10 protein-coding genes are annotated in these 11,298 nt (G+C 70.8%); 6 read left to right on the forward strand and 4 right to left on the reverse strand.

What is annotated here, in order from left to right; genetic code table 11:
- Nucleotides 1-5: 5 nt before the first annotated feature.
- The gene (locus JOF40_RS12955) at nucleotides 6-1,391 is read left to right on the forward strand and encodes an AMP-binding protein (protein WP_129185898.1); all 1,386 of its coding nucleotides are present in this window, start codon (nucleotides 6-8) and stop codon (nucleotides 1,389-1,391) included.
- Between the two features lie 9 nt (nucleotides 1,392-1,400).
- Here the strand turns inward: JOF40_RS12955 and yczR are convergent, their stop codons facing one another.
- On the reverse strand, nucleotides 1,401-2,852 hold the full coding sequence (yczR, locus tag JOF40_RS12960) for a MocR-like transcription factor YczR (protein ID WP_129185899.1): 1,452 nt from the start codon (nucleotides 2,850-2,852) through the stop codon (nucleotides 1,401-1,403).
- Between the two features lie 60 nt (nucleotides 2,853-2,912).
- Here yczR and JOF40_RS12965 point away from each other — a divergent pair, with 60 nt between their 5' ends.
- Complete coding sequence (locus JOF40_RS12965; protein WP_188111946.1) at nucleotides 2,913-3,071, forward strand: hypothetical protein; 159 nt, start codon at nucleotides 2,913-2,915, stop codon at nucleotides 3,069-3,071.
- A complete protein-coding gene (yczE, locus tag JOF40_RS12970; protein ID WP_188111945.1) occupies nucleotides 3,068-3,715 on the forward strand; it encodes a membrane protein YczE in 648 nt (215 codons plus the stop codon). Before JOF40_RS12965 ends, yczE begins: the two co-directional genes overlap by 4 nt.
- On the opposite strand, the gene JOF40_RS12975 is transcribed toward yczE, so the two are convergent.
- Together JOF40_RS12975 and JOF40_RS12980 are read right to left on the reverse strand one after the other, a co-directional pair.
- A complete protein-coding gene (locus JOF40_RS12975) occupies nucleotides 3,648-5,495 on the reverse strand; it encodes a hypothetical protein (protein WP_129185900.1) in 1,848 nt (615 codons plus the stop codon). The two genes, yczE and JOF40_RS12975, sit on opposite strands and share 68 nt — an antisense overlap.
- A gap of 58 nt (nucleotides 5,496-5,553) precedes the next feature.
- The gene (locus JOF40_RS12980) at nucleotides 5,554-6,117 is read right to left on the reverse strand and encodes an O-methyltransferase (RefSeq protein ID WP_129185901.1); all 564 of its coding nucleotides are present in this window, start codon (nucleotides 6,115-6,117) and stop codon (nucleotides 5,554-5,556) included.
- 535 nt (nucleotides 6,118-6,652) lie between these two features.
- On the opposite strand from JOF40_RS12980, the gene JOF40_RS12985 reads away from it, so the two are divergent.
- From JOF40_RS12985 to aspA, 3 genes are all read left to right on the forward strand, one after another.
- Nucleotides 6,653-7,738 (forward strand): 3-isopropylmalate dehydrogenase, encoded by a 1,086-nt coding sequence (locus JOF40_RS12985; protein ID WP_188111944.1) that lies wholly within the window; start codon nucleotides 6,653-6,655, stop codon nucleotides 7,736-7,738.
- 42 nt (nucleotides 7,739-7,780) lie between these two features.
- Nucleotides 7,781-8,878, forward strand: coding sequence for a branched-chain amino acid aminotransferase (locus tag JOF40_RS12990; RefSeq protein WP_129185903.1), 1,098 nt, complete (start codon nucleotides 7,781-7,783; stop codon nucleotides 8,876-8,878).
- Between the two features lie 146 nt (nucleotides 8,879-9,024).
- A complete protein-coding gene (aspA, locus tag JOF40_RS12995) occupies nucleotides 9,025-10,467 on the forward strand; it encodes an aspartate ammonia-lyase (RefSeq protein ID WP_129185904.1) in 1,443 nt (480 codons plus the stop codon).
- Nucleotides 10,468-10,598: 131 nt separating this feature from the next.
- Here the strand turns inward: aspA and JOF40_RS13000 are convergent, their stop codons facing one another.
- Nucleotides 10,599-11,294: a hypothetical protein gene (locus JOF40_RS13000; RefSeq protein ID WP_129185905.1), complete on the reverse strand. Its 696-nt coding sequence runs from the start codon at nucleotides 11,292-11,294 to the stop codon at nucleotides 10,599-10,601.
- Nucleotides 11,295-11,298: the final 4 nt, after the last annotated feature.

Raw genomic sequence — 11,298 nt, forward strand, 5'->3', positions numbered from 1 at the left:
CGTCGATGTCGATCGGCAGGGCGTTGACGCACCTGGCCGACGCGGCACCCGACGCCGTCGCCGTCCGATGTGGCGACGCGATCCTGAAACGGCGCGAGCTCGATCGTGTCGCCGACGGCGTCGCGCGGGCCTGGGCTGAGCGCGTCGGGCACGACGACCTCGTCACGATCGCGTTGCCCAACGGGATCGACTTCGTCGTCGCGTGCGTCGCGACCTGGAAGCTCGGGGCCACCCCCCAACCCCTGTCGCCGCGGATCGGACCGGGGGAGCGCGCGGCCGTCCTCGACCTCGCCCGTCCTGCACTCGTCGTCGACGCCGAGCTCGTGCGGGCCGGTGGACTGGTGCCGTCCGACGACGACACGCCGCTGCCCGATCTGGTCGCGTCGTCGTGGAAGGCGCCCACGACCAGCGGCAGCACGGGGCGGCCCAAGATCGTCAGGTCGACGACCCCGGCGACGGTCGACCCCACGGCGGCGATCGCGCCCTTCGTGCCGCGGCACGCCGTGCAGCTCGTGGCCGGTCCGATGTTCCACGCCGCGCCGTTCGTCTACGCGATGCGCGGACTCATGACAGGTCACGAGCTCGTGATGCTGCCCAGGTTCGACGCAGCCGCGGCCCTGCAGGCGATCGAGCGCCACCGCGTGACCTGGACGATGCTCGTGCCGACCATGATGCAGCGCATCTGGCGGCTCGAGGGACGCGAGGCGCACGACGTCTCGTCGCTGGAGAGCGTCCTGCACCTCGGTGCACGGTGCGCGCCGTGGCTCAAGCGGTCGTGGATCGAGTGGCTCGGACCCGACCGGGTCGTCGAGGTCTACGCCGGCACCGAGTCGCAGGGCATCGCGATGATCACGGGAAACGAGTGGCTGGCGCATCCCGGATCGGTCGGTGGGGCCGTCTCGGGGTCGGAGTTCCGCATCGTGCGCCTTGACGGCACCGTGGCGGCACCGGACGAGCGCGGCGAGATCGTGATGCGTCGCCAGGCAGGCCCGACCTACCAGTACGTGGGAGCCGAGCCGCACGTGCGCGACGGCTGGCACACGTTGGGCGACGCGGGCTGGATGGACTCCGACGGCTACCTGTTCGTCGCCGACCGCCTCGACGACGTCATCGTGACGGGGGGTGCCACGGTGCAGCCCGCCGACGTCGAGGCCGTGCTGGACGAGCATCCCGCGGTGCGGTCGTCCGTCGTCGTCCCCCGGCCCCACGGCGACCTGGGCCAGGCCGTCCACGCCGTCGTCGATGTCGCGGCAGGCGAGGTCACCGTGGCGGAGCTGGCGGCGTGGACCCGCGCCCGCCTCGACCCCGAGAAGGTGCCCCGCAGCTGGCAGCTGGTCCGCGACGAGCTTCGGGACGACACCGGCAAGGTCCGTCGCCGCGACCACCGCTGACGTGTGCGGTCAGGCGATCATCTCGAGGGTCTTGGAGGGTGCCGTGGACGACGGGGCGACCGTGCCTGTGTCGGTGACCTCGTCATATGCGGCTCGCAGTCTCGACACGGCCTCGGTGAGCGTCTCGTGCGACTGGTTGTAGGGCAGGCGCAGGTGCCGCTCGCCGACGGTGCCAGGACGCGTGACGAACCGCGGGCCGGGTGTCAGCAGCAGACCGTGTCGAGCCGCCGCCGACGTGAGCCGCGACGACATCCGCTCGGGCAGCGTCACCCACAGGCTGAGGCCACCTGCCGGGCACGGGGCGTGGACGTCGGGCAGCTCGCGGGCGAGCTCGGAGAGCAGGTGGTCGCGCCCCGCGCGCAGACGCGAGCGGCCTGCCGCGGCTGTCTGGCCGCCCTCGACGAGCAGCTCGGACAGCACGAGCTGGTCGAACGCCGACGAGCCGAGATCGTCCATCATGCGGGCCTGCACGAGCGGCATGACGGCATCGCGGGGGGCGCGGATCCAGCCGACGCGCAGCCCGCCCCAGTACGCCTTCGAGGACGACCCGATCAGCAGTGCGCGGGGGTCGTAGGTCGCGAACACGGGTGGCAGCTCGACACCGTCGAGGTTGATCTCGCGCAGCGACTCGTCGACGACCGGGACGACGTCGTGGCGGCGTAGCTGACGGGCCCACTCGTGCCGCTCGGCATCGCCCATGATCGCGGCCGTGGGGTTGTGGAAGTCGGGCACGATCAGGGCCGCGCGGTGGGGTGCGCCCGACAGCACCGCGGCCAGCGCCTCGGTGTCCCAGGGCGAACGGTCGACCGGCAGCGGCGACAGCCGGGCTCCCGCGGCGACGAACGAGTCGTGCGCGTGCGGATACCCCATGCCCTCGACGACGACGCGCTGACCGGGGGAGACCAGCGTGCGGGCGAGCAGCGAGATGGCACCCATCGCACCGCTCGTGACGATGATCTGGCCGGGCTCGGTCGGCAGCCCGCCGTCGGTGTACCGCTGCGCCAGCACCTCGCGCAGCACCGGCAGGCCGTCGGGCAGGTAGCCGGTCGTGGCGAGCAGCCCCGGCAGCTTGGCGACGGCCGTCTCGAAGGCGCGGGTCAGCCCCGGCGGGCCGATCGGAGCCGCGTACGTCATCGCGATCGTGTCGGAGCTGTCGGGCGTGACGATGAGGCTGCTCGCGCTCGACGTCGACAGCGGCACGCGGACGATGCTGCCCGAGCCCCGGCGGGACTGCAGCAGGCCGGAGTCGCGCAGCTCGGCGAAGACGCGGGTCGTCGTCGTGCGGCTGACGCCGAGGGCCGTGGCGAGCTCGCGCTCCGACGGGAGGCGGCTGCCGTCGGCCACGCGTCCGTCGACGACGAGCAGCCGGAGTCGGTCGGCGATCTCCCGATAGGCGGGCCCCACGTGGTCGAGCGGCCCAAGCAGGTCGGCGAGCCGGCGGGCGGAGAGCGTCTGGGCCATGAGGCCACTCTCTCACAATTGGCTATGTAGACCAATGCCAATCAATGTCATCGTGGAGTCATGAACGTCGTCATGTCACTCATCGGGCTCCTGGCCCTCTTCTTGGTCGCTGTGCGTCTCGCCCGTCTCGTGGCGCGCGACGGTCTCGGCTCGAACCTGCCGCCGCGCAGCCACGGTGCCGAGCTCGGCACCTGGGCCGATCGGCAGTTGCAGCGATGAGCGGGCTCGCGGGCCGCCTGGTGCGGCTGAACGTCGGCCTGTTCCTCTACGGCATCACGATGGCCATGATGGTGGAGTCGACGCTGGGCCTCGACCCGTGGGATGTCTTCCACGAGGGCGTCACGCAGCACATCGGCCTGAGCTTCGGGCAGGTCGTCATCGCGACGGGTGCCGTGGTGCTGCTGCTGTGGATCCCCCTGCGGCAGATGCCCGGCGTCGGGACGGTGCTCAACGTCGTCGTCATCGGCCTGGCCGCAGACCTCGGCATCGCGGTCATCGCCCGGCCCGACGAGCTGTGGCTCCGGCTGCTCCTGCTCGTGGGCGGCGTGGTCGGCAACGGCTTCGCCGGCGCGCTCTACATCGGGGCCGCGCTCGGGCCGGGTCCCCGTGACGGTCTCTGGCTGGGGCTCGTGCGCCGCACGGGACGCAGCATCCGGCTGTGGCGCACGACGATCGAGGTCACGGTGCTGGCGATCGGGTTCGCCCTCGGCGGCACGGTCGGGGCCGGCACGGTGCTGTACGCCCTGACGATCGGCCCGATCGTGCAGTTCTTCCTGCGCTTCACGCAGGTCGAGGTCACGCCGGATCGGTCACCACGACGCGCCCGGCGAACCCGGGGCACGCGCGATCCAGCTGTTCGGTGAGCGTCGCGTCGTCCGTGCGGATCGTGATCGCCGGACGGACGAGCCGCGCGATCTCGCACAGGTCGTCGAGGTTGCCTGTCCGGTACGAGTACGACAGGCGGTAGAGCGGGTCGTCGTCGGTCGGGTACGGAGTCAGCATCTGCAGGATCCAGAAGTTGACGTCGTCCTCGTCGTCGGCACCGTCCGACCACCGGATCTGCGGTCGATCGGGATCGGCACCCCGCAGGATCTCGTCGGTCTGCGCGTCCGTGAACGCCGCACCGCCGACGACCCGCTGCAGAGGATTCGACGTCGGCCGGTCGCCGAGCGCCCGTGGCGTCTGCGGCAGCACGATCGTCAGGGCCAGCACGATCGCCGCTCCGACCAGGCCTGCCAGGGTGGTCCGACCGGCCGATGCCAGCAGACGGACGGTCGTGGCGACCAGCACGACGATCGCGATGACGCACGAGAGCCACGCGAGCTTGAGCGGATAGTAGTTCCAGACCGACGCCTGTCCGACGTTGACGAGCAGCAGCGCGCCCACGCCGATCACGCACGCGATCGTGAGGGCCGCGACATGCGCTGCGGCCGGGTCGCGTCGCCTCACGGCCACGACGGTCACCGCGACGGCGACCACCGATGCGCCCGCCACCACCCACGGCGAGAGCGGGTAGACCCACCCGTCGGCGTCGAGCTCCCCGCCGGAGCTGCGCAGGGCCGGTAGCGCCACGAGGGCCGCGCACGCGCACGCCTGGACGACGCCGAGACCCAGCGCGATCCTGCGTGTCCGCGTCGCGATGAGCTCGCGACGGCGGCGCAGGACGATGACGACGCCGAGGGCCGCAGGGAGCAGCGACAGGGGTGTCCACGCGGCGAGCATGACCGTCGTGGACAGCATCAGGGCGAGCAGCACGGCAGCGTCCGAGCGGGTGCCGCCCACGACGACGACCCAGCACAGCAGCAGCACGGGCAGCACGACGTGGGCGTTGAAGAAGCCGAACTCGAGCGCGTAGCCGCTGACGAACCACGTGAGCGGCAGCGCGGACCCGAGCGCGCCGGACGCCGCGGCCAGGCGTGGGTGGCGTGGTCCGACGGTCACGGCCGCCGCGAGGCCAGCCGTGAAGCACGTGGCGGCGACCAACAGGGTCCAGACCACGACGAAGCCCGTCAGGTCGTGGCGCAGCAGATCGGCACCGGGGGTGTCGCCGCGCCCTGCCCACGCACTGATGGCGATGAGCGCCGAGGGCAGCGGGACGGGGTTCTGGTCGCCACCGACCGCGACACCGCCCGCGTCCACGATCGAGCGCGCGTACAGCAGATTGGTGACCGAGTCGCCCATCATGGTCCACGACAGCCGCGCCACGGAGCCGGACGAGACGCCGGTCAGCACGGCGGAGAGCCAGACGACGGGTCCGAGGAGCGCAGGCACCCACAGCGAGGCGAGATCGGGTCCGGGTCCGGACGGACGCGACGTGGCGGGCGATCGCCCGACTGCCACGCATCCGGCGACCCCCACCGCGAGCCAGGTCGCGACGAGCGTCCCGAACGCGGGCAGGCCCGTCGCCCCGGTCACGATCAGTGTCCCCAGCAGCAGCACGAGGGTGCCCGGACCGACCAGCCCGAGAGCGGTGATGCGTCCGACGCGGGGTCCGAGCGTGGTCCACCACGTCGCCGCCGCCACGACGACCATCGGCCACAGGCTGATGCCGAGCAGCGCGGCCGCGGTGGCCACGGCGAGGGCGGTGCCGGCGGCGACGGCAGCGGTCCGGCGGGTCGGCACCACCTCGACGTTCGATCTCACGCCTGACGATCTCACGACGCGGTGGCAGCCCGCTGCGGCTCCGCTGCGCGACGGATCGTCAGCGGCGGGTGGCGATGATCAGCGAGGCGTCGACGTCGATCAGCATCTCGACCGCCGCGAACCGCTCGTCGGTCAGCCACTGCTCGCGCACCGTGTCGACGCGACCCTCGACGATCGGCGGCCAGAAGGCCGAGGGCACGAAGTCGTCGAGCACCGCGATGCCCCCCGGCTCGAGCAGGTCGGCGATGACGTCGATGCTCTCCATGACCTCGCGGATGTCGATGAACAGCAGCGAGAACGGCGCGTACTGCTCGAGCGTCGACCAGTCGCCCGCGATGACGTCGACGTTGTCGGTCTGCGCGAAGATCTTCTGCACGTCGCCGGCCAGGGCGGGGTCGAGCTCGGCGCTGACGACGCGTGCGTCCTTGGGTGCGCCGCTCGACAGCCAGGCCGACCCGACGCCGCACCCCGTGCCCAGCTCGGCGAGCGTCCCGGTCCGGGACGCCGCGAGCGAGGCCAGCAGGCGGCCCGTCTCGTTGCGGATCGAGGTGATGAACCCTCGCTGGCGCGACAGGTCGAGCGTGCTCGAGACGAGCGCGGGGACTTCTGCGGGGGCACTCACGCGATCAGTCTTTCACGATCGGAGGCCGCGTCACGCCGTCGTCGTCTCGGCGGCTGAGACACGCCGAGCGATCACCGTACGGAGCGGGCATACCTGCCGTACGATCGACGCATCATGCGGAAGCAGCTCGTACTCATCGCTTGCCGCGGCAGGGCCTCTTAGGGCCACACCCTGCCGCGGTGTTTCGGCGTTGGCCCGCCGTTTCCGCAGCAGGGTAAGCGAGACCATGACCTGGTCTCCATCACTTCTCGCACTCCCCGGTGATCCCGGATCTTGTGGCGCTTGCTGGACGGCGGACCTACGCCGGACCCGCGCCTGACCATCCGAACCATCACCGAAGGAGATCTGTCATGAACTCTCACACCACGTCCGGCAAGCTCATGGAGTGGGGACCGGCGCACCTGCGCGACGAGGCGACCCCGTTCGAGATCGAGCTCGCCGACCGCCCCGACGACAACTGACCCCCGCCCATGGGGTTCTCACATCGCGGGACGACGGTTTCACATCTTGAGACGTCACTCCTAGGATGGTCGCCATGACCACATCCTTCTCGCTCGCAGTCGTGGCCGGTGACGGCATCGGACCCGAGGTCACGTCGCAGGCCCTCAAGGTCCTCGACGTCGTCGCTCCGGCCCACGGCATCTCGTTCAGCACCACGGACTACGACCTCGGCGCGCGCCGCTACCACGCGACCGGCGAGACGTTGCCCGACTCGGTGCTCGAGGAGATCCGCGGGCACGACGCGATCCTGCTCGGCGCGGTCGGCGACCCCAGCGTGCCGTCCGGCGTGCTCGAGCGCGGTCTGCTGCTCAAGCTGCGCTTCGCGCTCGACCACTACGTCAACCTGCGGCCGTCCAAGCTGTACCCCGGCGTGACGACGCCGTTGGGCGACAACATCACGGGTCGGGGCGACATCGACTTCGTGGTCGTCCGTGAGGGCACCGAGGGGCCGTACGTCGGCAATGGCGGTGCCATCCGCGTCGGCACGCCCCACGAGCTCGCCACCGAGGTCAGCATCAACACGGCCTTCGGCGTCGAGCGCGTCGTCCGAGACGCCTTCGCCCGGGCCCAGGCGCGTCCCCGCAAGAAGCTGACGCTGGTGCACAAGAACAACGTCCTCGTGCACGCCGGTCATCTCTGGACGCGCACGGTCGACGCCGTCGCCACGGAGTTCCCCGACGTCACGGTCGACTACCTGCACGTCGACGCCGCGACGATCTTCCTGGTCACCGACCCGTCCCGGTTCGACGTCATCGTCACCGACAACCTCTTCGGCGACATCCTCACCGACCTGGCAGCGGCGATCACCGGTGGTATCGGCCTGGCCGCGAGCGGCAACGTCAACCCTGACCGCACGTCGCCCAGCATGTTCGAGCCCGTCCACGGCTCGGCACCCGACATCGCCGGCCAGTCGAAGGCCGACCCCACGGCGGCGATCCTGTCGGGCGGCATGCTGCTGGAGCACCTCGGCTTCCCCGAGGCGGCAGCGCAGATCACGGCGGCCGTCGAGGCCGACATCACCGGGCGATCGTCCGCTCCTCGTTCGACCGAGGAGGTGGGAGAGGCCATCGCGTCGCTCGTCTCTGATCGACTCAGCGCCGGGGGTGTACAGGTCGGTTAGCGACCATTCACCCCTCGTCCTGAAAGAGATATCGTGACCACCATGACCTCCACCCCCTTCGCCGCCTCGCTGACCCAGAACCCGACGGCCAAGACCGCCGAGCAGCGCGACGCGATCCTCGCCGACCCCGGATTCGGCAACCACTTCACCGACCACATGTTCCTGGCCGAGTGGACGCCCGACACCGGTTGGGCCGACGGTCGCGTCGTGCCCTACGGCCCGTTGCTGATCGACCCGGCCACGGCGGTCCTGCACTACGCGCAGGAGATCTTCGAGGGCCTCAAGGCCTACGTCCACGACGACGGGTCGGCCTGGCTGTTCCGGCCCGAGGCCAACGCCGCACGCATGCAGCGCTCGGCTCACCGGCTGGCGCTGCCCGAGCTGCCGACCGACTGGTTCCTCGGGTCGATCCAGGCGCTCGTCGAGGCCGACCGCGCATGGATCCCCGCCGGTGGTGAGAAGAGCCTCTACCTGCGTCCGTTCATGTTCGCCTCGGAGGTCTTCCTCGGCGTCCGGCCGTCGCAGCACGTGACGTACTCGGTCATCGCCTCCCCGGCGGGCGCGTACTTCTCCGGTGGCGTCCAGGCCGTTTCGATCTGGCTGTCGAGCGAGTACTCGCGCGCGGGTGCGGGCGGCACGGGAGCGGCCAAGTGCGGCGGCAACTACGCCGCCTCGCTGCTGCCGCAGCAGGAGGCCGCCCAGCACGGGTGCGCGCAGGTCGCGTTCCTCGACTCCACCGAGCAGAAGTGGATCGAGGAGCTCGGTGGCATGAACCTGTACTTCGTCCAGTCGGACGGCTCGATCGTCACGCCGTCGCTCTCGGGCTCGATCCTCGAGGGCATCACCCGTGACTCGATCATGCAGATCGGTCGCGATCTCGGCCACGAGGTCGTCGAGCGTCGCGTGTCTGTCGACGAGTGGCGCCAGGGTGCGGCCGACGGCACGATCACCGAGGTCTTCGCGTGCGGCACCGCCGCCGTCGTCACGCCCGTCGCGTCGCTCAAGTGGGACGGCGGCGAGGTCGTCAGCGGCGACGGGCAGCCCGGCAAGGTCACGACCGACATCCGCTCGGCGCTCGTCGACATCCAGTACGGCCGGGCCGAGGACCGCCACGGCTGGATGCGGCGCGTCACTCGCTAGCGCTCGTGACTTCTGCGACTTCGTCGCAGCTGCGCTTCGCGCAGGCGCCTGTCTCGCTTCGCTCGACCCATGGTCGGGTCTCGTCGCGGGCGCAAGTGTGGGTGTGAAACCCTGCTTGTGACCATCGTCACAAGCTAGGAGATCGCATGTCCGACGCCACACGTTCCGAGCACGACCTGATCGGAGACCGTGAGGTACCTGTGGACGCCTATTGGGGTGTGCACACGCTCCGCGCCCTCGAGAACTTCCCCATCACCGGCATCCCCATCTCCGTCAGCCCGTACCTCGTCGAGGCGCTCGCGTCCGTCAAGCAGGCGGCCGCGACCGCCAACAACGAGCTCGGCCTGCTCGACGACGAGCGCTTCGCGGCGATCCGCGGTGCCTGCGAGGAGATCCGCTCGGGCGAGCTGGCCGACGAGTTCGTGGTCGACGTCATCCAGGGCGGTGCCGGCACGTCGACCAACATGAACGCCAACGAGGTCATCGCCAACCGGGCGCTCGAGCTGATGGGCCACGCCAAGGGTGACTACGCGTTCATCCACCCCAACGAGCACGTCAACCTCAGCCAGTCGACCAACGACGTCTACCCGACCGCGGTCAAGATCGCGATCATCCTCGCGACGCACGACCTGCTGGCCGCGATGCAGGTGCTGGAGGACTCCTTCGCGCGCAAGGCCGACGAGTTCCACGACGTGTTGAAGATGGGCCGCACGCAGCTGCAGGACGCCGTGCCGATGACGCTCGGCCAGGAGTTCCGCACCTACTCGCTGATGATCGGCGAGGACCGCGCCCGCCTCAGCGAGGCGGTGCTGCTGCTGCACGAGATCAACCTGGGCGCCACCGCGATCGGCACGATGCTCAACGCTCCGGCGGGCTACGTGCCGTCCGCGTGCGGGCACCTGGCTGCCATCACGGGGCTGCCGCTCGAGACCGCGGTCGACCTGATCGAGGCGACGCAGGACTGTGGCGCGTTCGTGCAGCTGTCGGGCACGCTCAAGCGCGTCGCGGTCAAGCTGTCGAAGATCTGCAATGACCTGCGGCTGCTGTCGTCGGGCCCCCGGGCCGGCTTCAACGAGATCAACCTGCCGGCCGTGCAGGCCGGGTCGAGCATCATGCCGGGCAAGGTCAACCCCGTGATCCCCGAGGTCGTCAACCAGGTCGCGTTCCAGATCATCGGTCACGACATGACCGTCACGATGGCGGCCGAGGCGGGCCAGCTGCAGCTCAACGCCTTCGAGCCGGTCATCTGCTACTCGCTGTCGGCGGGCATCTCGCGGCTCGAACAGGCGGTGCTGACCCTGGCCCACCGCTGTGTCGACGGCATCACGGCCAATGTCGAGCTGCTGCGGTCGGAGGTCGAGAACTCGATCGGCCTCGTGACGGCGCTCAACCCGTACATCGGCTACGCCGCGGCGACCGAGGTCGCCAAGGAGGCGCTCGCGACGGGTCGAGGCGTCGCCGAGCTGGTGCTCGAACGGGGCCTCCTGCCGCGCGAGCAGCTCGAGGCGATCCTGCGTCCGGAGGTGCTGGCCAACCTGGCCAAGCGACCCGAGCCGCGGACCGGACCGGTACCGGTCGCGCCCGCCTGAGGGCGGTGACCTGGCGTCCACGCGTCGACGAAGGCGGTGCACCGGCGTCCAGCCCGCGTCCGTTCCTGGACGCCGGCGCACCGCCCGAGCGTCCGAGTGGACGCTGGCGCACCGCCCCAGGACGTGAGCGGTCAGGGCGCGAACAGCGCCGTGGCGGGGTCGTCGAGGAGGGTGACGACCAGGCGCTCGGCCACTGGGTCGTGGTCGATCTCGACGTCGATCGTGCGGTCGGCGGGCGTCCCGGCGGCGGCGGGGTCGCCCAGGCCGTAGGCGATGTCGCGCAGCGTGACCGTCGCGCGTCCGACCGGGTCGTTGGCAGGCCACTCGGCGATCATGCGGTGCGCCAGCCCGGCCAGCACGGCACCGTGCATCGCGTGCTGTGTCTCGTCGACACCGGTGACGACGACCTCCGGCAGCCCGAATGCCGCGAGCCCGACGGTGCCGAGTCGTCCCGAACCGATGTCGGCGTAGTCGAGGACGTACCACTGCGTCGCGTGCGACAACGACACCTCGCCCGGCCGGCCCTCCACGACTCGCGGGACCGCCAGGTCGATGACGACGCCGTCGTGGTCCTCGGCCAGCGCCAGGGCCTCGACCCGGGTGTCGCGCTGCACGAATGCGGCACCGTCGAGGTCGGACGTGCGCAGCAGCAGGGTCTGGTGCTGGCGCGACCGCAACCTCCGCAGGGCGACCTCGGACGTGCCGTAGCGGCGCAGCAGCTCGGGTGACGGGGGCGGGATCAGGTCGTCGGTCGACACCGGCTCAGGGGTCATGACGGCGTACATGACGTGTGTCTCGGCCGGACGGGGGACGGGTCTGGCGGTCATAGGC

The sequence above is a fragment of the Aeromicrobium fastidiosum genome (genome assembly GCF_017876595.1).
Taxonomy (GTDB): Bacteria; Actinomycetota; Actinomycetes; order Propionibacteriales; family Nocardioidaceae; genus Aeromicrobium; species Aeromicrobium fastidiosum.

Excerpts from the sequence above, each read along its gene's own strand:
- JOF40_RS12965 (WP_188111946.1), top strand. The coding sequence starts at position 2,913 with ATGAACGTCGTCATGTCACTCATCGGGCTCCTGGCCCTCTTCTTGGTC.
- yczR (WP_129185899.1), bottom strand. The coding sequence starts at position 2,852 with ATGGCCCAGACGCTCTCCGCCCGCCGGCTCGCCGACCTGCTTGGGCCG.
- aspA (WP_129185904.1), top strand. The coding sequence starts at position 9,025 with ATGTCCGACGCCACACGTTCCGAGCACGACCTGATCGGAGACCGTGAG.
- yczE (WP_188111945.1), top strand. The coding sequence starts at position 3,068 with ATGAGCGGGCTCGCGGGCCGCCTGGTGCGGCTGAACGTCGGCCTGTTC.
- JOF40_RS13000 (WP_129185905.1), bottom strand. The coding sequence starts at position 11,294 with ATGACCGCCAGACCCGTCCCCCGTCCGGCCGAGACACACGTCATGTAC.
- JOF40_RS12990 (WP_129185903.1), top strand. The coding sequence starts at position 7,781 with ATGACCTCCACCCCCTTCGCCGCCTCGCTGACCCAGAACCCGACGGCC.
- JOF40_RS12955 (WP_129185898.1), top strand. The coding sequence starts at position 6 with ATGTCGATCGGCAGGGCGTTGACGCACCTGGCCGACGCGGCACCCGAC.
- JOF40_RS12985 (WP_188111944.1), top strand. The coding sequence starts at position 6,653 with ATGACCACATCCTTCTCGCTCGCAGTCGTGGCCGGTGACGGCATCGGA.